The organism is Ursidibacter sp. B-7004-1, assembly GCF_053654055.1.
Genome location: NZ_JBSIUP010000019.1, coordinates 1 through 22,278, shown reverse-complemented (window position 1 = coordinate 22,278; position 22,278 = coordinate 1). Strand labels below are relative to the sequence as shown.

General features: G+C 38.8%; 24 protein-coding genes and 3 tRNA genes. 20 read left to right on the top strand and 7 right to left on the bottom strand.

The window, feature by feature from the left end:
• Window positions 1-9: 9 nt before the first annotated feature.
• The 6 genes from ACWIW0_RS07660 (at window position 10) to kdsA (ending at window position 4,788) form a co-directional block, all read left to right on the top strand.
• Complete coding sequence (locus ACWIW0_RS07660) at window positions 10-600, top strand: YjaG family protein (protein ID WP_157393985.1); 591 nt, start codon at window positions 10-12, stop codon at window positions 598-600.
• Between the two features lie 116 nt (window positions 601-716).
• Entirely contained in the window at window positions 717-989 is a 273-nt protein-coding gene (locus ACWIW0_RS07655; protein WP_157393984.1) for an HU family DNA-binding protein, read from the top strand.
• A gap of 127 nt (window positions 990-1,116) precedes the next feature.
• Entirely contained in the window at window positions 1,117-2,199 is a 1,083-nt protein-coding gene (gene prfA / locus ACWIW0_RS07650; RefSeq protein ID WP_157402231.1) for a peptide chain release factor 1, read from the top strand.
• Between the two features lie 8 nt (window positions 2,200-2,207).
• Entirely contained in the window at window positions 2,208-3,074 is an 867-nt protein-coding gene (prmC, locus tag ACWIW0_RS07645) for a peptide chain release factor N(5)-glutamine methyltransferase (protein ID WP_454452837.1), read from the top strand.
• Window positions 3,062-3,910, top strand: a complete 849-nt coding sequence (locus ACWIW0_RS07640) for a SirB1 family protein (protein WP_454452836.1) — start codon at window positions 3,062-3,064, stop codon at window positions 3,908-3,910. Before prmC ends, ACWIW0_RS07640 begins: the two co-directional genes overlap by 13 nt.
• A 26-nt stretch (window positions 3,911-3,936) precedes the next feature.
• Window positions 3,937-4,788 carry a 3-deoxy-8-phosphooctulonate synthase gene (kdsA, locus tag ACWIW0_RS07635; protein ID WP_454452835.1) on the top strand — a complete coding sequence of 284 codons (852 nt, stop codon included), beginning with the start codon at window positions 3,937-3,939 and terminating at the stop codon, window positions 4,786-4,788.
• A gap of 46 nt (window positions 4,789-4,834) precedes the next feature.
• On the opposite strand, the gene ACWIW0_RS07630 is transcribed toward kdsA, so the two are convergent.
• The 4 genes from ACWIW0_RS07630 to hemL form a co-directional block, all read right to left on the bottom strand.
• The gene (locus ACWIW0_RS07630; protein ID WP_454452834.1) at window positions 4,835-5,065 is read right to left on the bottom strand and encodes a hypothetical protein; all 231 of its coding nucleotides are present in this window, start codon (window positions 5,063-5,065) and stop codon (window positions 4,835-4,837) included.
• Between the two features lies 1 nt (window position 5,066).
• Entirely contained in the window at window positions 5,067-5,822 is a 756-nt protein-coding gene (gene menH, locus ACWIW0_RS07625) for a 2-succinyl-6-hydroxy-2,4-cyclohexadiene-1-carboxylate synthase (protein ID WP_454452833.1), read from the bottom strand.
• Window positions 5,822-7,528: a 2-succinyl-5-enolpyruvyl-6-hydroxy-3-cyclohexene-1-carboxylic-acid synthase gene (gene menD, locus ACWIW0_RS07620; RefSeq protein ID WP_454452856.1), complete on the bottom strand. Its 1,707-nt coding sequence runs from the start codon at window positions 7,526-7,528 to the stop codon at window positions 5,822-5,824. The genes menH and menD overlap by 1 nt, the downstream gene beginning before the upstream one ends.
• Window positions 7,529-7,709: 181 nt before the next feature.
• Complete coding sequence (gene hemL / locus ACWIW0_RS07615; RefSeq protein WP_454452832.1) at window positions 7,710-8,993, bottom strand: glutamate-1-semialdehyde 2,1-aminomutase; 1,284 nt, start codon at window positions 8,991-8,993, stop codon at window positions 7,710-7,712.
• Window positions 8,994-9,146: 153 nt separating this feature from the next.
• Here hemL and wecA point away from each other — a divergent pair, with 153 nt between their 5' ends.
• The 7 genes from wecA to ACWIW0_RS07580 all read left to right on the top strand — a co-directional run bounded on the left by wecA (window position 9,147) and on the right by ACWIW0_RS07580 (window position 15,202).
• Window positions 9,147-10,211, top strand: a complete 1,065-nt coding sequence (gene wecA, locus ACWIW0_RS07610; protein ID WP_454452831.1) for a UDP-N-acetylglucosamine--undecaprenyl-phosphate N-acetylglucosaminephosphotransferase — start codon at window positions 9,147-9,149, stop codon at window positions 10,209-10,211.
• 24 nt (window positions 10,212-10,235) lie between these two features.
• Window positions 10,236-11,072 (top strand): hypothetical protein, encoded by an 837-nt coding sequence (locus ACWIW0_RS07605; RefSeq protein WP_454452830.1) that lies wholly within the window; start codon window positions 10,236-10,238, stop codon window positions 11,070-11,072.
• A complete protein-coding gene (wecB, locus tag ACWIW0_RS07600) occupies window positions 11,072-12,205 on the top strand; it encodes a non-hydrolyzing UDP-N-acetylglucosamine 2-epimerase (protein ID WP_454452829.1) in 1,134 nt (377 codons plus the stop codon). The genes ACWIW0_RS07605 and wecB overlap by 1 nt, the downstream gene beginning before the upstream one ends.
• 4 nt (window positions 12,206-12,209) lie before the next feature.
• Entirely contained in the window at window positions 12,210-13,475 is a 1,266-nt protein-coding gene (wecC, locus tag ACWIW0_RS07595) for a UDP-N-acetyl-D-mannosamine dehydrogenase (protein ID WP_454452828.1), read from the top strand.
• Window positions 13,472-14,191, top strand: a complete 720-nt coding sequence (rffC, locus tag ACWIW0_RS07590) for a dTDP-4-amino-4,6-dideoxy-D-galactose acyltransferase (RefSeq protein ID WP_454452827.1) — start codon at window positions 13,472-13,474, stop codon at window positions 14,189-14,191. The genes wecC and rffC overlap by 4 nt, the downstream gene beginning before the upstream one ends.
• A gap of 216 nt (window positions 14,192-14,407) precedes the next feature.
• Window positions 14,408-14,875 carry a hypothetical protein gene (locus ACWIW0_RS07585; RefSeq protein WP_157403582.1) on the top strand — a complete coding sequence of 156 codons (468 nt, stop codon included), beginning with the start codon at window positions 14,408-14,410 and terminating at the stop codon, window positions 14,873-14,875.
• A gap of 78 nt (window positions 14,876-14,953) precedes the next feature.
• Window positions 14,954-15,202 carry a helix-turn-helix domain-containing protein gene (locus ACWIW0_RS07580; RefSeq protein WP_157403583.1) on the top strand — a complete coding sequence of 83 codons (249 nt, stop codon included), beginning with the start codon at window positions 14,954-14,956 and terminating at the stop codon, window positions 15,200-15,202.
• Between the two features lie 9 nt (window positions 15,203-15,211).
• Here ACWIW0_RS07580 and ACWIW0_RS07575 read toward each other — a convergent pair whose 3' ends face one another.
• The 3 genes from ACWIW0_RS07575 to ACWIW0_RS07565 form a co-directional block, all read right to left on the bottom strand.
• Window positions 15,212-15,808, bottom strand: coding sequence for a hypothetical protein (locus ACWIW0_RS07575; RefSeq protein ID WP_454452826.1), 597 nt, complete (start codon window positions 15,806-15,808; stop codon window positions 15,212-15,214).
• Between the two features lie 18 nt (window positions 15,809-15,826).
• The gene (locus ACWIW0_RS07570; protein ID WP_454452825.1) at window positions 15,827-16,246 is read right to left on the bottom strand and encodes a hypothetical protein; all 420 of its coding nucleotides are present in this window, start codon (window positions 16,244-16,246) and stop codon (window positions 15,827-15,829) included.
• A gap of 83 nt (window positions 16,247-16,329) precedes the next feature.
• Window positions 16,330-17,298, bottom strand: a complete 969-nt coding sequence (locus ACWIW0_RS07565) for a factor H binding protein domain-containing protein (RefSeq protein WP_454452824.1) — start codon at window positions 17,296-17,298, stop codon at window positions 16,330-16,332.
• Window positions 17,299-17,561: 263 nt separating this feature from the next.
• Here ACWIW0_RS07565 and rffA point away from each other — a divergent pair, with 263 nt between their 5' ends.
• From rffA to ACWIW0_RS07530, 7 genes are all read left to right on the top strand, one after another.
• Window positions 17,562-18,704, top strand: a complete 1,143-nt coding sequence (rffA, locus tag ACWIW0_RS07560) for a dTDP-4-amino-4,6-dideoxygalactose transaminase (RefSeq protein WP_454452855.1) — start codon at window positions 17,562-17,564, stop codon at window positions 18,702-18,704.
• The gene (locus tag ACWIW0_RS07555; RefSeq protein WP_454452823.1) at window positions 18,697-19,800 is read left to right on the top strand and encodes a TDP-N-acetylfucosamine:lipid II N-acetylfucosaminyltransferase; all 1,104 of its coding nucleotides are present in this window, start codon (window positions 18,697-18,699) and stop codon (window positions 19,798-19,800) included. The genes rffA and ACWIW0_RS07555 overlap by 8 nt, the downstream gene beginning before the upstream one ends.
• Before the next feature lie 53 nt (window positions 19,801-19,853).
• Window positions 19,854-21,125 carry an ECA oligosaccharide polymerase gene (wzyE, locus tag ACWIW0_RS07550; protein WP_454452822.1) on the top strand — a complete coding sequence of 424 codons (1,272 nt, stop codon included), beginning with the start codon at window positions 19,854-19,856 and terminating at the stop codon, window positions 21,123-21,125.
• Window positions 21,115-21,840, top strand: coding sequence for a lipopolysaccharide N-acetylmannosaminouronosyltransferase (wecG, locus tag ACWIW0_RS07545; protein WP_454452854.1), 726 nt, complete (start codon window positions 21,115-21,117; stop codon window positions 21,838-21,840). Before wzyE ends, wecG begins: the two co-directional genes overlap by 11 nt.
• A gap of 136 nt (window positions 21,841-21,976) precedes the next feature.
• Window positions 21,977-22,053 (top strand) — tRNA-Arg (locus ACWIW0_RS07540).
• A gap of 26 nt (window positions 22,054-22,079) precedes the next feature.
• Window positions 22,080-22,155 (top strand) — tRNA-His (locus tag ACWIW0_RS07535).
• A gap of 24 nt (window positions 22,156-22,179) precedes the next feature.
• Window positions 22,180-22,256: transfer RNA gene (locus ACWIW0_RS07530), tRNA-Pro, on the top strand.
• The last annotated feature ends 22 nt before the right edge of the window (window positions 22,257-22,278 follow it).

The window sequence follows — 22,278 nt, the reverse complement described above, 5'->3', positions numbered from 1 at the left end:
AATATAACGATGCGAAATCCTATTCATAAACGTATGGAACGCTTTGAAACTTGGCAACACTTAACTTTTATGGCGTGTCTATGTGAGCGAATGTTGCCGAATTTTGAGCTTTTTTGTGATGTTAGCAAGCGGTCAGATCAGGCTAAAATTTTCCAAAATATTCTTAATTTAGTTTGGGAACACCTTACTGTTAAAGGGGCGAAGATTAACTTTGAAAATCAATTAGAGAAACTTGAAGAGATTATTCCTGATGTTAATCAATTTGATTTTTATGGTGTGTTGCCCGCAGAAGATGCTTGCGAAGGTTTATCCGAGTTGCTACACGCTATCATCGCAGGGGAAACATTAGAACAAGCGATTAAATTGAGCCAGCTCTCATTATCTACTGTTGCGACTTATGTAGAAATGCAACAAGAGCGAGAATTAAATGAGCAAGAGCTAAAAAATACCCCTGAAATCCAAGAAGAATTAGACGTACAGTGGCAAATTTATCGTTTGTTAAATGAATGTGAAGAACGAGATGTTGAGCTAATTTTAGCCCTTAAAAATGAGATACGAACGAGCGGAATTAGCAATATTGGGTTAAAATTTAATCAATAAATGTGATAAAGCTAACAATTTGAAGATTATTTGCTTTGAGAATAATTAACTTTAGATTAAGCTATTACCGCATTCACGCAATTTTATTAAACGAAATCTTTTAGAGGATAATCATTATGAACAAAACTGAGTTAATCGATGCAATCGCAGCAGGTGCAGAGTTAAGCAAGAAAGATGCAAAAGCAGCACTAGAAGCAACACTAAATGCGATTTCTGACAGCCTTAAAAAAGGTGATGCAGTACAACTTATCGGTTTCGGTACTTTCAAAGTAAATCACCGTAAAGCTCGTACAGGTCGTAACCCAAAAACTAACGAAGCGATTGAAATCCCAGCAGCTAATGTACCAGCGTTCGTTGCAGGTAAAGGATTAAAAGATTTAGTAAAATAATTTCACTGAATTAAATTTGAGAATAAGCCTAGAGAATATCTAGGCTTTTTGCGTTTATTAGACTTGATTTTTCCGCTACAATATCGCCAATTTTTACCATTCAACGAAATAAGACAAAAATAAGACAATGAAACCATCTATTATCAGTAAATTAGAAAGCCTTAGCGAACGCCACGAAGAGTTACAAGCCTTGTTAGGTGACCCTTCTGTTATCAATGATCAAGAAAAATTTCGAGCTTATTCTAAAGAGTATTCACAACTAGAAGAAGTTGTTGGCACATTTAATCGTTGGAACAAATTACACAGCGATATTGAAGAAGCCCAAATTCTACTTGATGATCCAGATATGAAAGAGATGGCTCAAGAAGAGATTGCAGAAAACAAGGCTGAAATTGAACAACTAGAACAGCAATTACAAATTTTACTTCTACCAAAAGATCCGAATGATGAATATAACGCATTCCTTGAAATTCGTGCAGGAACAGGCGGTGATGAAGCGGGGATTTTTGCAGGTGATTTATATCGTATGTACAGCCGTTATTGTGAAGGCAAACGTTGGCGTATTGAAGAACTTTCTGCTAACGAAAGCGAACAAGGGGGCTATAAAGAGATTATCGTCAAAATTAGCGGTGAAGGCGTTTATGGACAGCTTAAATTTGAATCGGGTGGACATCGAGTTCAACGTGTACCAAAGACAGAATCACAAGGGCGTATTCATACTTCAGCCTGTACGGTTGCAGTAATGCCAGAATTGCCAGAATCGGAGCTACCCGAAATCAACCCAGCAGATTTGCGTATAGATACTTATCGCTCATCGGGTGCAGGTGGTCAGCACGTTAATACAACCGATTCAGCGGTGCGAATTACCCATATTCCAACTGGGATTGTCGTAGAATGTCAAGACGAGCGTTCTCAACATAAAAATAAAGCAAAAGCTTTAGCAGTATTAGCTTCTCGTATTGTACAGGTTGAAAAAGAGAAACAAGCACAGGAGCAAGCGGATACTCGCCGTAACTTGCTTGGCTCAGGCGACCGTTCGGATAAAATCCGTACCTATAACTATCCGCAAGGACGTGTAACGGATCACCGTATCAACTTGACGGTGTACCGTTTAGATGAAGTGATGAACGGTAAAATTGATGAGTTAATTCAGCCAATTATTACTGAATACCAAGCAGATCAGTTAGCAGCATTGTCGGAGCAGCCTTAATAACTAAAATGAATTACCAACAATGGCTCAAATTCGCTGAACAAACCCTACTTGAAAATGCGGATCAAGATCCCTTTCTCAATGCAAAGGTTGATGCAAATTTACTGTTACAAGCGGTAACAAAACGTTCTAAATCTGCAATTTTTGCGTTTTCGGAAACCATTTTAACTGATACAGAATTAAAACAATTAGCAGAATTGTTAGCTCGCCGAGCTAAAGGTGAGCCAATGGCATATATTTTAGGCGAAAAAGAGTTTTGGTCATTACCGCTAAAAGTATCAACAGCGACTTTAATTCCCCGCCCAGATACCGAGCGATTGGTTGAAATTGCGTTAGAGCAGGCTCACAAGCGGGCAGATTTACATAAAAATCTGCAAATTTTGGATTTAGGCACAGGCACAGGAGCAATTGCTTTAGCACTAGCCAATGAGCTGCCGAATGCGAACGTGATTGGGGTGGATAAAGAGTCTGAAGCCGTTGCATTAGCGGAAAAAAATCGCCAACAGTTAGCTTTATCTAACGCTACCTTTTTAGAGAGCGATTGGTTTGAAGCCTTGCAAAATCAGAAATTCGATCTTATTGTGAGTAATCCCCCTTATATTGACGCTAACGATGAAAATTTAATGAAAGGGGACGTGCGGTTTGAACCGTTATCCGCATTAGTAGCAGAGCAAAATGGTTTAGCGGATTTGCAAAAAATTATCGAAAACGCACCGCTTTATTTGCACAAAAATGGGGTGCTAGTACTAGAACACGGTTGGCAACAAGCTAGTGCAGTACAAGCACTATTTAAACAATATCAATGGGATAATCCACAAACCGCGCAAGATTATGGCGGTAATGATAGAGTAACTTGGGCAGTATGGACGAAATAATTAACACTTCAACTTTTACCAAAAAGCAACGTACTGAATTACAACGTTTTTTATATCGTGAGCTAATTCGATTAAGTACGCTGGTAGATGATAATCTGACTGAACCACAAATTTATGGTTTGATGTCTGCATTAGTCAAAAAAGCAAAATATCAAGTCAATGCAGAAGGTGATCTTCCACGCATTCAGCAATTACTTGATTTTATGTATGGCGAGCAAGGTTTTCATTGCCATCATCAAGAATATTTCTATACCGATAATTTACAGATAGACAAAGTGCTACGCCGTAAACGTGGAATGCCAGTATCATTAGGGGCTGTATTATTGCACCTAGCATCTGTATTGGATTTACCACTCTATCCTGTTAATTTCCCAACACAATTAGTTGTACGAGCAGAAATTACTACTGAAACAGGGCGTAAAGAAACTCATTTTATTAACCCTTGGGACGGCTCTTTTTTAACTCGAGAAAAAATGGAAAAATGGTTAGAAGGAGAAATGGGATTTGGCACAGAACTAAGCCGAGATTTTTTACGCATTGCAGAGCCTGATGAAATGTTAGAGCGGTTAGAAACGGTCTTTAAAATGGCACTAAGCCGAGAAGGTCGCTATGAAGATACTTTGCGTATTATTGAGTACCGCTTAATGTTTCAACCTGAAGATCCTTATGAAATTCGGGATCGTGGAATGGTCTTGGCGAGTATGGATTGTTATCAAGCAGCTTATGATGATCTTAGCTATTTTATCGATCAATGCCCCGATGATCCTTCAGCGATGATGTTAAAACTAGAAATTGCAGGGCTAGAAAAACAGAGTAAAGCCAGTATGGTGCATTAAATAAATTTTTATAAGGATAATAGGAAATGAATAAAACAATCTCTCTTGGCAATGTACAGATTGCAAATGATAAACCCTTTGTACTTTTTGGGGGAATGAACGTATTAGAAAGTCGTGATATGGCGATGCAAGTTTGCGAAAAATACGTTGAAGTTACCCAGAAATTAGGTGTGCCTTATGTATTTAAAGCCTCTTTTGATAAGGCAAATCGCTCATCTATTCACTCTTATCGTGGTCCAGGAATGGAACAAGGCTTAAAGATTTTCCAAGAGTTGAAAGAAACATTTGGCGTAAAAATTATTACAGACGTACACGAAATTTATCAATGTCAGCCCGTTGCTGAAGTTGTTGATATTATTCAGCTCCCTGCATTTCTGGCTCGTCAAACTGACTTAGTTGAAGCAATGGCTCGCACTGGTGCGGTTATCAATGTGAAAAAACCACAATTTTTAAGCCCAGGGCAGATGGGAAATATTGTTGAGAAAATTGAAGAGTGTGGCAATGATAAAGTCATTTTATGTGATCGCGGGACAAATTTTGGCTACGATAATTTAGTCGTTGATATGCTCGGTTTTAGTATTATGAAAAAAGTATCAAAAGGTTGCCCTGTGATCTTTGATGTAACGCACTCTTTGCAATGTCGAGATCCTTTTGGTGCAGCATCGGGCGGTCGCCGTTCACAAGTTACTGAGCTTGCTCGTTCAGGATTAGCGGTGGGATTAGCAGGATTATTCTTAGAAGCACACCCAAACCCAAATCAAGCAAAATGTGATGGCCCATCAGCACTACCACTTTCAGCTTTAGAAGGTTTTGTTAGTCAAATGAAAGCGGTAGATGATTTAGTGAAATCTTTCCCTGAATTAGATACATCAAATTAAATGATAGAGGGAGGGTAGCGAATAGCAGAGGTTATATTCCCTCCGTTTACTTTTGTAGCACCGTTGCAGTTACAATTACTGCAATAAAAATTGCCAACCAAATAAGATGTATTTTGACGCTTTGGCGATTGATCTCTTGGTTTTCTAGGCGGCATTGTTCAAGTTTTTGCTTATAAATTTCTAAATCTGCTTCTTTGAACGAGAAACCACAATGAATACAATGTTCCACACTATCACTAATCTTTTTATGACATTCAGGGCAACGACGTAAAGCCATATTATTTCCTTTCGATAAAAGCTAATAAATTTTTCACAAAGAGAGCTGGGGACTGCTGATGTGCATTATGTCCTGCATTTGAAATCAGTTGATAAGGTAAATGATGTTCTTCGACCATTTGCCGAAATTTTTGATCTCTTTCTCCAATAAAAAAGGTCAGTTCATTTCTCATTTGGCAATCAAAAAAAGGCTGTTTGGCAAGGCTAGTCGCTTCAAGCATTTGTGCAATTTTCTGCCCGTTATTATTTTGCCTTTTTTGGATAAAATCCGCCCGCTTTTGAGTATCTAAATCTGCAAAAACAGCTTGTTGATACCAATCTTCTAGCACATTGCGAAGTGGCTCGGTACGAAATCGTTTAGCCCAATGTTGATCATTTTGCCAACGAATTTGGCGTTCTTGTTCACTTTGTAGCCCTATGTTAGTACCTTCTAACACCACACCCAGCAAGTTAGCCTGCTCTTGATGATGTAGATAATCTAATGCAATACGTCCACCTAATGAGTAACCAACTAAGTAAAATGGCTCTTGGATAAGCATATTTAATGTGGAATGAAGTTGCTGACGAATATCGCTGAAATTGTGGCAATCAATATGTTGGCTCTGATTATGGCAGGGAAGATCAAGCGTAAGCGGGCGAATTTGTGGATTTTTTTGCAACAGCCAAATAACTTGTTGCCAATCTTGTTGAGAGCCGAGCAATCCGTGTAGGAAAACCACAGGAATGCCCGAATGACGATGCCATTGATACGCTAACATTAGTCGATAGAGGCTCGTGAGATTTGCTCAAGTAGGGACTTATATAATGAGCTACCTTCTTGATCATTTACTTTGATTTCAACAATCGTTACACCTTTGCGGGCGTATGCTTGTTTGAGTTTTGTTGCGAGATCTGCCCAAGTGTAAGGACGTAGATATTCTAAGCCGAACATTGTTGCAATTTGTGAGAATTCTAAATTATGCGATAAACGGTAGTATTTCTCTTTCGCTTGAGCATCAACAGGCAACATATCAAAAATTGCTCCACCGTTATTGTTAATTATAAATAATAGTGTTGGTTGCGTAATGTTGCGTAGCAGTGCGATAGAGTTTAGATCGTGTAGGCAAGAAATATCGCCAATAACCCCAACAGTTGGAGCATTGCTACCTTTCGCAATACCTGCAATGGTCGCAATTAAGCCATCAATGCCACTTGCTCCACGATTAGTGTAAACAGGATAGCCTTCAGGCAATTTACACAGTGCATCAACTAATCGCACAAATAAACTATTTCCTAAGAATAGGTTGCCATTTGGTGGCATTACTCGTTCAATATGATGTGCTAATGAAGCTTCATTTAAATTACCGCCCACTTGTTGCTCAATAAAACCAGCACAGAATTGCGACAATGCCAACGGCTCAAGTAACCAAGGTTTTTGGCGAAGTGGTGGATGCACTCGGGTAAAATGATGAGCTTTTGCAACAAAACGGGTTTGTTGATGTGCATAAGGATTTAGATAATCTTGGGAGTTTTCAACTAACCAAAATTCGCCCTTGAATGTACTGAGAAATTGGTTTACTCGTTTACTTACAATTTGCGAACCAAATTGGATCACAATATCGGCTTGTAATAAACGCTGTTCGACAGTTTTATTTGATAGCCAAATATCGGCAAATGGCAGGCTTGCTTCAATACCTGATTGCACATCGCTGATTAAACACCAGCCTAGTGTTTCTGCCCAAAGTTTCAAGCCCATTCCTTGCTCTAAAGGTAATTTACCTACGACAACTACACCACGTTTGGTTCGCCAATAATCCCAATTTTCGTGCATTAACACATCTTGTTGAGTGGCTTGTTGATCGATCCATTTCGCCTGTGGTTGATTTAACCAGCGTTGAATAGGAGCTAACCAAGGATCTTGTCCTATCGCATTTTCATCTGCATCATATAAAGGCTCTGCAAAAGGTGCATTGATATGCACAACGCCACCTTTTTCTGCTTGTTGGGTACAAGCCTGCTCAATCGTTGCAATCAACCAGTTTGGGCTAAAATGAGAAGAAGGCTTTGGCAAATTCACACTTGCCACAGGGTATTGCCCGAAAATATGTTGCTGTTGAATTGCTTGATTTACGCCACAGCCAATCAATTCAGGCGGACGATCTGCTGATAACACAATCAATTTATGATGTGTCAAAGAAGCTTCAATCACTGCAGGGTAAAGGTTTGCCACAGCAGTACCAGAAGTTACAATAATCGCCACAGGTGCTTGGGTTGCTTTTGCCACACCCAATGCAAAAAAGCCTAAACCACGCTCATCAAAATGAGTATGGCATTCTGCTGTATTTTGTTGCTGTAATCTTACCGCTTCAAGTGTCAGCGGAGTAGAGCGAGAGCCGGGGGCAATACAAAAATGTTTTACGCCATAACGCAGTAGAGCATTAAGCACCACTCTAGCCCAAGAGCGATTAAAAGTACTGATGTTGATCGTCATTCTTCTTCTCTTTAATGATAAATAAGCGGTCGGATTGTAGCAAAATTTTGCAAGGTTATGTAGTGGCTCGTGAAAATGTAAGAATTATCTTTTCTAGCGGTAGGAAATTGTTATTTGGAATAAAAAGAACAGGGAGATTTTGCAAAAAACACTCAAGATCTCCCCGCTTGTATTGTTATTTCATCTCCGCAAAGGCTTGATCCGCCATTGCTAATGTGTGGGCGATGTCTTCATCGCTATGAGCAAGGGACATAAAGCCAGCTTCAAAAGCACTCGGGGCGAGATAAACGCCTTTTTCTAACATTTTGTGGAAGAAAGTATTGAAGGCTTTGACATCGCATTTCATCACGTCTTGATAGCTTTCGATAGCTTGTTGCTCCGTAAAGAACAAGCCGAACATTCCGCCGACATACTGGACTGTAAGTGGAATATTGTGCTTATCTGCAAGCGTTTTGAAACCTTCTGCAAGCGTTTTGGTTTTTTCGGCCAATTGGGCTTCATTGCCTGCTTTTGATAGCTCGGTTAAACAGGCTAAACCTGCTGACATTGCTATCGGGTTGCCTGAAAGCGTTCCTGCTTGGTACACAGGGCCTGTTGGGGCGATGTATTCCATAATTTCTTTTTTGCCACCAAATGCACCGACAGGCATACCGCCACCGATAATTTTACCTAAAGTTGTTAAGTCTGGCGTTACGCCATAGTGTGCTTGAGCACCACCTAGTGCCACACGAAACCCTGTCATTACTTCATCAATAATAAAAACAGTACCGTATTCAGTGCATAGCTCACGCAAACCTTGTAAAAAACCATCTTTTGGTGGAATGCAGTTCATATTACCAGCCACAGGCTCAATAATTAAACAGGCTATCTCATTTGGATATTGTTCAAAGGCTTGTTTGACGGAGTTTAAATTGTTGTATTCGCAAGTAATGGTATGTTTAGCGAAATCTTCAGGAACACCGGGAGAGCTTGGCTGACCAAGTGTTAATGCTCCAGAGCCAGCTTTTACTAATAGTGAGTCAGAATGACCGTGATAACAGCCTTCAAATTTAATAATTTTATCGCGTTTGGTATAACCACGAGCAAGGCGAATGGCAGACATTGTGGCTTCTGTACCAGAGCTAACCATTCTAACCATTTCAATAGATGGAACAAGTTTACATACTAATTCGGCTAATTCAATTTCAATGGCTGTTGGTGCACCAAAACTTAGCCCATTTGGAACGGCTTCGAGTACCGCCTTGATGATTGCTGGGTGATTGTGTCCTAGCACCATTGGACCCCAAGATCCCACATAATCAATGTAACGCTTACCTTCGCTATCGGTAATGTAAGCACCTTGTGCTTTTTCGATAAAAACAGGTGTGCCACCTACGCCTTTAAAGGCTCGAACAGGTGAGTTTACCCCACCAGGGATTACTTTTTGGGCTTTTTCAAAGAGAGAAAGAGATGAGGTCATTCGTGTTTCCTTTGTTATCGACTAAATATAGTGGGCATTGTACTGTAAAAAAGAGCGAAATCAGCGATTATTTAATGAAAAAAATTGAGAGTTTTAGCGATTATGCTATGCTGACGAGCAGTTTTATCAATAACTCTTAAGGTAAATTCGTCTATGTGGCAGACGTTTCTTGCGGTATTTTTCGTATCTTTCTTATCGTTGATTGTAATGCGACCTGTGGCAGAGAAAATAGGCTTGGTGGATAAACCAAACTTTCGTAAACGCCACCAAGGTGTTATCCCGTTAATTGGCGGTATTGCGTTATTTCTAGGGAATTTAACATTCTATTTGTTGGAATGGCAACAGATGAAATTCCCCGAGCTTTATTTAACCGCAGTAACTATTTTATTGATTATCGGTGTACTAGATGATCGCTTTGATATTAGCCCTTTTTTGCGAGCCGGTATTCAAGCTTGTTTAGCTGGGGCTATGATTTATAGTGGATTATCCATTGCAAGCCTAGGGCAGTTGATTGCTCCTTTTAGCTTAGAGCTTGGTGCTGTTGGGGTTGTATTAACGGTATTTATCACTATTGCGATTATCAATGCGTTTAATATGATTGATGGTATTGATGGACTATTAGCGGGGCTTTCTTCGGTAAGTTTTGCAGGTATTGGTATTCTTATGTGGCTTGATGAGCAATATACGTTAGCTTATTGGTGTTTTGGCTTGTTGTTAGTCCTTCTGCCTTATGCGATGTTTAACTTGAGTGTTTTTGGGGCGAAATGGAAAGTCTTTATGGGAGATTCAGGGAGTACCTTAATCGGCTTTACAATGATTTGGATTTTGCTCTTGAGTACACAAGGGCAAGGACACGCCATTAGCCCAATTACAGGCTTATGGTTAATTGCCGTACCGTTAATTGATATGGTTGCCATTATTTTCCGCCGTTTGCGTAAAGGTAAAAGTCCATTCCGTCCAGACCGCTTACATATTCACCATTTAATGATGCGAGCAGGGCTAACATCTCGTCAAGCCTTGGCGGTAATTACATTCGGTGCAGCACTTTGTACAACCTTTGGTGTATTAGGCGAGATTTACTACTGGAACCAGTGGGTAATGTTTATCTGCTTTATTGCCTTATTTTTCTTATATTCTTACTCTATTGTACACGCGTGGCGAATTACCCGTTTTGTTCGCCGTCATAAACGCCGACTGCGTAGAAAACAGAGTAACTAAAATTTATATCGGAGCAAAAACAAAATGGAACTCGAATTAGAAACAAAAAGACAGCCCACCCGATTTAATCGGCTAGGGCTACTTTCCCAAAGTCTATTTATCTTAATTTTATTGACGTTAATTGGGAGTGCTATTGGTTGGAAGTCGTCTGAATTTCAATCTGAACAATGGCAGGCAGAAGTTAAATTAGAAGAACCCGTAGTGCAAGATTTGGGAAATTATTACGCCCTCGCAACCACCTATGATTTTTTACAAGGCAAGAGTGAGAGACGCTTAACACATAGTGTCTATCAAGAATTTTTGCTTAATTTATCTTCTCAAAATGTATTAACGACTTTTTTAGCACAGCACGATATTGTTAAAAAATACGCTTCTGATCATAAACAGCTTGTTGAAGCAGTATTGCCACATTTTATTGAAGGATTTACATCTATCTTTTCAAAATATAGTGATAGAAGTAACGTTACTTTTACTTGGGAAAATGCAGAGCAGGCTAAGGTTTTATTGAATGATTATATTCAATTTGCAGGTGCAAAAGCACGAGAGAGCTTAAATGGCGAGTTGATTACCAAATGGAAAATTTTATTCCAACAGGTAAAATTTTCAGCAGAAAATCAACTTGGAGCAGTATTACAAGGTGAGCAAATTGCTCAACAAGATTGGAATGGAAAACTAAATCTAATGCGAGCTGTTCAGCCGTTAGATGATAAACTTGTCCCTTACCGAATTACCCAAAGTGTAACGGTTAAAAAGGCTCAAGCACAAAACCAAATATATTGGGCATTGTGTGGTGGTGTGATTGGCTTGTTGTTAGCACTATTTTTTATCGGTTTTTCTCGTGTAGGACGCCAGTCTGCATAATGTTAAAACGTCATATTTTGGTTGTAATAGGCACACGACCAGAAGCCATTAAAATGGCACCACTTGTTAAATTATTACAGCAAGACGGTGCTTTTTTCACGCAGGTTTGTGTTACAGGACAACACCGTCAAATGCTTGATTCTGTCTTGCGTTTATTTGACATAGTGCCTGATTTTGACCTTGATATAATGAAATCAGGGCAAGACTTAACGGATACTACCGTTGAAATTCTGACAGCACTAAAAGCCATTTTTAGCCAAGTTCAGCCTGATTTAGTGCTGGTTCACGGCGATACAACCACTACCTTTGCGGCATCATTAGCCTGTTATTATCAGCAAATTCCAGTAGGGCATATTGAAGCAGGCTTACGCACGAACAATCTCTTTTCTCCTTATCCTGAAGAAGCGAACCGAGCTTTAACTAGTGTTTTGGCTCAATATCACTTTGCCCCAACGGAAACCGCAAAGCAAAATTTATGTCGAGAAGGTAAAAATGCCAAGCATATTTGGGTAACAGGCAATACAGTGATTGATGCACTTTTTTTGGCATTGCAAAAAATTCAGCAAAACCCACCGCTTGTACAACTGCTTACACAGCAGTTTGCTTTTCTTGATAAGCAGAAAAAACTGATTTTAGTTACGCTTCATCGCCGAGAAAGTTTTGGGCAAGGTGTTGAACAAATTTGTCACGCATTAGCGGAGATTGCACATCAACATTCTGAGGTACAAATTGTCTATCCTATACATTTAAATCCAAATGTGAGTGAACCCGTAAAACAGCGATTGGCGAATATTCCAAATCTCTTTTTGCTCGAACCGCAAGATTACCTTTCATTTATCTATTTAATGGAAAAAGCCTATTTAGTTCTCACAGATTCTGGCGGTATTCAAGAAGAAGCTCCAGCATTAAATAAGCCAGTGTTGGTAATGAGAGAAATGACAGAACGCCCTGAAGCGATTGAAGCAGGCACAGCAAAATTAGTTGGTACCAATTCAGCTCAAATTATTGAGACAGTTCATCAGCTACTGACGAATAAAGATGCTTATAATGCAATGAGTCAAGCGAATAATCCTTATGGCGATGGGCGAGCTTGTGAGCGAATTGTTCAAATTTTGAAAGAATTGAAAGAGTAACATAATGGGAAATATTGAAACAGTCGCAGTAATTGGGCTAGGTTATATCGGCTTACCAACCGCAGTTGCTTTTGCTTTAGCAGGTAAAAAGGTGATTGGGGTTGATATTAACCCTGAGATTGTGAACGCCGTCAATCAATGTACGCCACATATTCAAGAACCACAATTAGCCGAAAGTTTGTCGCAAGCGGTCAGTTCTGGGCAATTTTTTGCAACGGAAAAAATTCCGCCAGCAGATGCTTTCATTATTGCAGTGCCTACACCTTTTAAAGCGGAATATCAGCCTGATTTGAGCTATATTCAACAAGCGGTACAAAATATTGCACCTGTTTTAACGAACGGGAATTTGGTTATTTTAGAATCCACATCACCTGTTGGGACTACCGAACAAATAGCACAATGGTTGAAAACCGCACGCCCAGATTTATCTTTTCCAACGGATAAGCAAGAACAAGCAGAACAGCCTGATATTGCGATTGCATATTGCCCAGAACGAGTGCTTCCTAGCCGAATTATGCAAGAACTGATTGAAAATGATCGCATTATTGGTGGGCTAGATGCTTATTCTGCCAAACAAGCGGTGGCTTTATATCAATCTTTTGCAAAAGGGGAATGTATTGCAACAGACGCTCGCACTGCAGAAATGTGTAAACTGACAGAAAATAGCTTTCGAGATGTCAATATTGCTTTTGCTAATGAGCTATCAATGATTTGTGATGAGCTTGATATTAACCTGTGGGAGCTTACTCGTTTGGCAAACCGCCACCCACGAGTGAACATCTTGCAAGCAGGGGCAGGTGTTGGCGGACATTGTATTGCGGTCGATCCTTGGTTTATCGTGGCACAAGCTCCAACGCAAGCAAGGTTGATCCGAATGGCTCGCCTTGTTAATGAGCAGAAACCGAACTGGGTAATTGAGAAAGTGAAAGCCACAGTGGCGGAGTGTGCAACAGCAAAAAATTGCAAGCCTAGCGAACTTACCATTGCTTGCTTTGGTTTGGCATTTAAAGCCGATGTGGGCGATCTTAGACAAAGTCCAGCACTGCAAATTACTCAAACCCTTGCGGACTGGCATCGTGGGAAAGTTTTGGTGGTTGAACCACATATTCAGGTTTTGCCAGAAAATCTCCAAAATAAAGCAGAGCTAGTTGATTACGTAATCGCATTACAGCAAGCAGATATTGTAGTTCTACTCGTAGATCATCAACCTTTTAAAATGCTTAAACCTACACAGACTTGGGTTGTGGATTGTAAAGGGATTTGGCAATGAGAATAGAACGAAATCAATGGGAAAGCGATTTTTTCGGGCGTGAAATTTATCAAATTTATCTTGATGAGTTGATCCCTACAAAAGATATAAATATTCCCCATTTTCATCAAGCAACGAGTGGGAATATTTTATACCAAGCTAACATTCCGAGTGGCGATCTCGCTAAAATAGATTTTCTACAAGCACAAGGTTTCCGCTTTGTACAAGGGGAGATGATCTTTCAATTAGATCTTGCAAAATATACGAAAGATCTCACCGCTTTTCCAAGTTGTCGATTGGCAACTGCACAAGATCTGCCAACGTTGAAATCGTTAGTGGCAACCGCTTTCCCAAATAGCCGATTTCGTCCGCCATATTTTACTCAAGCGGAAAATCAACGTTTTTATCAGCAATGGATCGAAAATGCGGTGAAAGGGGAATTTGACGATCTCTGTTTAGTCGCCGAGCAAAATGGCGAATTACAAGGGGCTGTTAGCCTTCGATATAATGGTGAACAAGCTAAAATTGGTTTACTTGCGGTTTCCCCTGAACATCAGCAACAAGGCGTTGGCAAGCGGTTACTTCATTCAGCTATTTTGCAAGCAAAAGCCCAAAATGCCACGATGCTTGAAATCACGACACAATTAAATAACCCCCAAGCGATAGGACTATATCAAACGCTGGGGGCAAAAATTGTGGCGGTTAATTGTTGGTTTTATTGTTTGTCTGTTTATTAGACTAAATACTTTAATTTTGTAGCATAAAAATACGATTGGTCAAACAGAATAGGGTAAAATTTTTTCTACTGTCAATGGATTGACAGCACCGTTTTTTATTTGTAAATTTATTAATAGCCCCTTTGAGATAATTTTTAAGGCGAGAACTCGGTAAATTATCTTGTAGGGGTATTTTTATTTCTGCAGGTGGTTTATCTTAATAGAAGGAATCACACAATGTCTCATTCAAAATCAGCATATTCCATTGATATCCCTAAAGAAAAGCTTCCTAGTGATATAATTTACTGGGGGCTTAGTCACATCTATATGGATACGATTTCAGCAGTGATTGCTGAAAAACAGCTATTTCAAACCGTAGATAGCTTTTTTGCCTTTGTGCGTAATCAACGGCTTTATGTTGTACGAGAATCTGAGGATCAATGTCTTAGTCTATTTTTGTTAGATATTGATTTACAAAGCGAAACATTGGTGGATGATTTATTTGAAATAGCTCATCGCATTTGTGATAAATACGAGAAACTCTATTTACGATCCCCTTTTTTTGACTATTTTTTCATTAGATTGGAACTTGGTACACACCGCATCAACGTACAATGTCTTGCGAAAGAAACGCTCGATGTTTTGGACTTTTTATTGAAATTGTGCCGATTTTTTTCTCGGCAAAAATATCCTAATATCATCTGAAAAATACCATCTTTTTTATTATTTTTGCTATATATCGTATGTGGTTTGTGGTGAGTGACTTTTATAAAGTAACAGGCTATGAACAAAGAACAACGTACGCTTATTTTAAAGCAACTAGGACTAGCGATTAAACTGGAACGCGTCCGTAATCGATTATCACAAGAAGAGCTTGCTGAAAAAGCTAATTTGCACCGTACCTATATTGGTATGGTGGAGCGTGCTGAACGCAATATTTCTGTGATTAACTTAGTTCAAATAGCACAGGCATTGAATGTGAGCTTGGATCAGTTGGTTTACGGAGAAAAAGTAAAGCCTAGCGGAAGCTAGGCTTTGATGCTATTTAAATTTCGGATTGCCAAATTTTTTCTCTGCCTCTCCCCGATCCAAGTCTCTACAAGTTACAAGTTCATTGTAAAAATCAATAGATGTGAATGGGAACTTACTATCGTTACCTACTACCCCGACTATCAGGTATAGTTTTTGATTGTTTTGTAGAGTCATCTCATAGAATGATTCATCATCGGATTCTGTGCATGAATATTTCATTTGAGTAATTTTTACTACATCGGAATTTAGGTTAAAAGCCTTATAAAAATTATTTCTAGTAAATAGAACTAATTCACCGAAAGACATTGAAAAATGATTTGGAACTTTCATCTCAAATCCCCAAGTTGTTTCCAGTGAATGATTGTCGAATATCTGTTCTTTGAAGTTTTTCTTAAAGAAACTTGCATTTTTTAAATTTCTAGGTAAGTTAAATTTATAGACTGTCATATCATTTCCTAGAAAAGTACCATTTGGTTTATCCTTTTTTAGAATTTCATGCAAGGGGTTCTGATTCCCTGATTTAGCAAATTCTTCATAAAATTCATAAGATGGCATAGACCAAGCATTTGCGGATAAAACTAGTAATAGTAGGATAAGTTTTTTCATATTTTACTCCATCAATAGTTAGTAAGGGGATTTAGGACAGCGGTAGTAAGTTTTACCATTAATTTGAATCGTATTTTTATTTAGTAATTTCACTGAAATATCTCGATAGGTTTCGGGCTCGTCCTCTTCAATGATTTCTTTAGCTTTTGCGGCAAATTCTGTTGGCGAATACGAATAGTATCCAAGTATTTCAAACATTTCAAAACCAACTACGAATATAAGGTTTTCATTAGGTTTGATAACCCAAATAGCGTGTTTGGGACTATCTGTTTGTGGATAACAGTAAGCGGTACTTGGTTTTTTCTTATCTGTCCAAGTGCCTGCAAATTGTTCTGGAATTTGTGCTGTTGGAAGTGGATATAGTGATTGTAATACAGAGCAAGATGTTAGTAATAAACAGCTTGATAGTAGTAATGTTTTGAGTTTGAGAAATTTCATAAAGTGTAACCAATTAAAATATAAAGAAATAGATAGTAACGATTTTTGGAAAATTGGGCATCGGTGCGATGCCCTCGTTATAGTTATTGGCAAAGTTCAGAATCACGACAACCTGCAATCGCAACACGACCATTAAATTCAGTTGTGTTGTTCCAATCTTGAGTTGGGCTATAAACTGCGTAATCTTTATCCTCTTTTAGAATTGTACCGATGACTTCTTCTGCATTTGGGCCTTTTAATTCCAGTAAATAAGTATTATTACCCGCTAAATCAGTCTTACCACGGAATCCGATAGGCGTGTTTGGATCTTTGTATTGTGCAGGAATTTCGGGAATATTTTTCTCTAAATTTGAGAGCTTAACATCTGTCAAAGCAGCTTCTTTTAGATGGATAGTATCTTTCGCAGTTTTATCGCCATAATTTAGTCCTGTGATTTGACCACTTCCGACTTTCTTACCAAAATCTACGGTATAGCTAAATTTAGCATCTTGATCCATAGTGAACGCTTTGCCTTTATAGGTGAAAACATTTCCTGCTTTCTCAAATGCTTCTATTGATTTTGGATCAGGATTGATTCCTGACATATTTTCTACCCAAGGTTGTCCTTTTCCCCAATTTCCACTATGTATAGTGATAGTATTAATTGAATAAGGTTGGTTGTAGATACGTTTTGTAAATCTTTCGTAATTGCCATTATAGGTAATTTTGTAATCAGCTAAACCTAATTCAAGATTCTCATCAACTAAAAACAGATTTTCAGCGAGCTTAGTGAAATCTTTGCCATTTACTTCAATGCGTCTAATAGCATCATTAGCATTGTTGACAAAACTATTTAATTTAAAAAATCCATATTTTGTATTTGCGGTGAGTTCTTTTTTCTCATCGGCAATATAAGAGAGTGAGGTTTTACCATCTCCCTTTTTGTAAACTGATTGTGATTTTTCGACTACAGGTTGTTCATTTTTAGGTGCTTCAGCTTCTTTATTCGACCCACTGCAAGCGGTGATACTTGCGACGGTGAAAAATGCAAGAGCGATCTTGGTTAGCTTCATAAAAACTCCTAGAGCATAAGGTGATAAAATGTGATAGAAATAAATGATACGAATAGTATGCATTTTATGGCATAAAAAATCTGCATAGTCAATCAAGATTTGGATATACAGCTCAAAATTATAGCGTTATCCAATCTACTAATGTTATTAGCCTTACTCAAAGAATTTCAGTCTTAATTCTGCTCTAAATTTAAATTATTGATTTCATTTTGCTATTGTTCGCTTAGAATAGGCGAAATTTAGTTATATAAAAGGAATATCCGATTATCCCCTTCAACAAACCGCCCGTTGTTGGCACAGAAATTGAATATCTTCAGCAGGCTATCACAAGTGGTAGGCTTTCGGGAGATGGACGTTTTACCCGTTTATGTGAGCAATGGCTTGAGCAGCGTTTTCAAGCAGAGCGTGTATTGCTTACGCCGTCTTGTACTGATGCCCTTGAGCTGTCGGCACTGTTATTGAATATTCAGCCTGACGATGAAGTCATTATGCCAAGTTATACCTTTGTTTCTACGGCAAATGCGTTTGCACTCAGGGGGGCGAAAATTATCTTTGTGGATATCCGCCCTGATACGATGAATATTGATGAAAGCAAAATTGAGCAAGCGATTACAGCAAAAACGAAAGCGATTGTTGTGGTGCATTATGCTGGCGTGGCTTGTGAAATGCAGAGAATTATGTCGATAGCAGAAAAACATCAGTTGTGGGTGGTGGAAGATGCAGCACAAGGCGTAATGGCGAGTTATCAAAATAAACCATTAGGCACAATTGGGCATATTGGCTGTTATAGTTTTCACGAAACCAAAAATTATACGGCAGGTGGCGAAGGTGGTGCGATTGTTATCAATGATGCGAAATTGATTGAACGTGCTGAGATTATTCGAGAAAAAGGTACAAATCGTAAGCAATTCTTTCAAAAGCAAGTGGATAAATATACTTGGCGAGAACTTGGCTCAAGTTTTTTAATGTCTGAATTACAAGCGGCTTATTTATATGCACAATTATTGTCAGCAGTTCAAATCAACCAACGCCGTTTAGCATTGTGGCAACGTTATTACACCGCATTGATACCGTTGGCGGAAAAAGGGTTGGTAAAATTACCCCATATTCCGACCGCTTGTCAGCCAAATGGTCATCTCTTTTATCTCAAATTGGCAGATAAGCAACAACGTTCAGCGTTGATTGAACATTTGAACAAAAAGGGGATATTAGCAGTCTTTCATTATGTGCCTTTACATTCAAGCCCAGCAGGGCAACATTGGGGTACTTTTGTTGGCGAAGATTGCTATACCACGCAAGAGAGCGAAAAACTCCTTCGTTTGCCACTCTTTTTTAACTTAACCGATAATGAAATTACCCAAGTGATTGATGCGGTGTTAGATTTTTTTATGAACCCAAATGAGTAACCTATTGCATATTTTAGGGGCGGATATTCCCCATCATAACCATAGTTTATTACGCTTTTTCAATGATGATTTATGGCTAAAATTAGCTGAAAAGAGTGAGCAAAACCAAAAGCACTCTTTTTATGTGGTAAGCCAAGAAGATCTTGCAACTAAATATTCCAATTTACCGATTAGTGTTTTTCCAAACAAAAAAGCATTAACCCAAGCGGTATTAGCATTCGCTAAATCGCAAGCAGATGCTTATTTTTTATTACACGGGCAATTTAATTGGGGAATATGGTTTGCCATTTTATGGGGGAAACTCCCCGCTTATCGTTGTATTTGGCACGTTTGGGGAGCAGATTTATATCAACAATCAACGGATTGGCGGTTTAAATTGCTTTATCCTTTACGCCGCCTAGCACAGCAAAAAATCGGGCGAATTTGGGCGACAAAAGGGGATTTAGATTATGCTCATCGGCAACTTAACCGTAGCTCAGAACAAGATCGCTTAGTCTATTTCCCGACTAAAATGCCCCAAGTGTTGCCATCATCAACAGCGAATCAAACAGAAAAGCCATTGACGATTTTAGTCGGAAATTCGGGTGATCGTGCTAATCAGCATTGTCTAGCACTACAATATATTCAGCAAACATTTGGAGCAAAGGTACAAATTATTTTACCGATGGGGTATCCTGCCAACAATCACGCCTATATTGAACAGGTGCGACAACAGGCTTTAGCGTTATTCCCTGAAAAAAACATTACGCTTTTAACTGAAAAATTGGACTATCACGCTTATTTAGCTTGGTTGAAAGATTGCGATATGGGCTGTTTCTTATTTGAACGGCAACAAGGGATAGGCACAATTTGCCTATTAACTGCAATGAATATTCCTGTGTTATTGCACCCTAATAATCCATTTAGGCTAGATATGCAACAAGAGAGCGTTCCTTTTATGGAAATGGGGAAATGTTCAGTAGAGAAAATCAAGGAAGTAGCAGATCAGTTGGGGGATTGTGATAAACAGCGGATTGCCTTTTTTCCTCCAAATTATCAGCGTTATTGGTTAGAGAATTTGCAAGAAATCACTCGTTTTGGGCGTTATAAGCGGTAATATTATGCTTATTTTTTGCAAATATAGCTAAGTTGGCAGAAATGACGGAATATATGTTATTAACAATTTTTTATGTGGTTGCCACAAGTGGTATATTCACTGTTATTTATCGGAGCTATGTACAGCAAGGATTTTCGTTTCATTCTCTTTTTAGTTTAATCTATGTAGTTACATTTTTTGCAGGCTACCCGATTTCATTATTGCTTAAAGTCTATTTTAATGCCGATATTACACCACCTGAACAACTGTTTATGGCATTGCTTTGGGCAAGTTTGGGGTATGGGATTTACTGGGGCGGTTACCACTACGTCTTTAATAAGCAAAATGTAAAAGTGAAACATTCGGTTAAGGTTTCTACATTTGCAAAAAAACACGCTAATCTTACCGCTTATTTGTTGGCAACAGTTGCTGTGATAAGCCTTGGTTATTTTATTTATTTGAACGGGTTACTGTTATTTCGTTTGGAAAAGTATAGCCAAATATTTTCATCATTAGTAAGTGGCGTAGCGCTCAAACGCTTTTTCTATTTTTTATTACCTGCTTTGCTGATTTTCTATTTTTTGAAACCAAATAAAACGCGTTGGTGGTTGTTATTATTTTGTGGCGTAAGTTTCGGTCTGCTCACTTATTTTGCAGTAGGGGGGACTCGAGCCAATATCGCTTTAGCTGTAATGCTATTTATATTGGTTGGGTTGTATCAAGGCTACCTTAGATTATCTTCCCTATTCTTTACCGCAATTGGTGGTGTGGTGGTAATGTTTTTTCTTGCGTTAATGCGGTATGGCTTAGATGTGAATGGTAAAGAAGCGTGGTTTACTTTTCTCTATTTAACGCGTGATACTTTTTCGCCTTGGGAAAATTGGGCACGCATATTATCCAGTGAGATTGAATATCAAGGCTTAATGCCAATTATTCGGGACTTTTATGTCTATATTCCTCAAAGTTTATGGCAAGATCGCCCTGATATTGTGTGGAATAGTGCTAATTACTTCACCAAAGTGATATTGGGGAATCAGTCAGGACTTGCAATTTCCCCTACATTACTTGGTTCATTTTATATTATGGGGGGATACCCTTTGATCGTTATTGGAATGAGTAGCATTGGGTGTTTAATTAAATTATTCGATAGGCTATTTCAAACATTTCCATCTGCACTTATTCAAGCCTACTGCTTGGGGAATATCTTTAATTTAATTGTGCTAGTGCGTGAGGGGGGGGATGCTTTTGTTTCACGCTTTTGTTTCTTTAGTTTTGTTTTTGGCATAGTTAGTGGGGGAGCTTATCTCTTCGTGAAAATGGGGATAAGGGATAAACATAGTGGATAAAGTGAATATTCGGGGTATTGAAATTTTAGCTGTACCAACACAAACGGCATTGGTGGAGTACCTATTCTCAAAGAACGAGATAAGAACAGGGCGTTTGGTGGCGATAAATGCTGAAAAAATAGTATTAAGTGAAGAAGATAGACGATTACGTCAGTTAATTCAAGCCTCTGAATATAATTATGCTGATGGGATTAGCATAGTGAAATCTATCCATAAAAAATATCCGCAGTATCGGCATATTGAACGAATTGCAGGAGCTGATTTGTGGTTGGCACTAATGCGAAAGTCTGCTGAAATGGCTGTACCTGTTTTTTTAATTGGCAGTGAAGCGGTAACTTTAGCTGAAACTTCTGCAAGATTGAGTGCAATAGGTGTAAATATTGTCGGGCAGCAAGATGGCTATTTTTCATCTACCGAAGAAAGAGAGTTGATTGAGCGTGTTCAGCGAAGTGGTGCGAAGCTGATTACTGTGGCGTTAGGCTCACCTAAACAAGAGTTATTGATACAAAAGATGCAAAGCGAGTACCCAAATGCACTCTATATGGGAGTGGGGGGAAGTTATGATGTCTTTATTGGCAAGGTAAAACGAGCTCCACTTATTTGGCAAAAAATGGGCTTGGAGTGGCTATATCGATTATTGCACCAACCAACTCGTTGGAAAAGGCAAATAAGATTATTTAAGTATGCTTATTATTATGTGGTAAATAAGCTATAAAATCGTCAATTTTGATAATTAGTAAACATTTTGAATAAATTAAAAGCATATAAAAAAATATTTTCAAAAAGTGCTAGACAAGAAAGTCTGAAATCTCTAATATACGCCTCCGTTGCGACGCACTACACTAAATAACGCGTTCGTAGCTCAGTTGGATAGAGCGTTGGCCTCCGGAGCCAAAGGTCGCAAGTTCGAATCTTGTCGAGCGCGCCAGAGCAAATGCAATATTCAAAACGACGGTGGCTATAGCTCAGTTGGTAGAGCCCTGGATTGTGATTCCAGTTGTCGTGGGTTCGAATCCCATTAGCCACCCCATTTAATATACGAAAGTATAATTGACGGCGAGTAGCGCAGCTTGGTAGCGCAACTGGTTTGGGACCAGTGGGTCGTAGGTTCAAATCCTATCTCGCCGACCACTTTAATTTGTTCTTTAAAAAT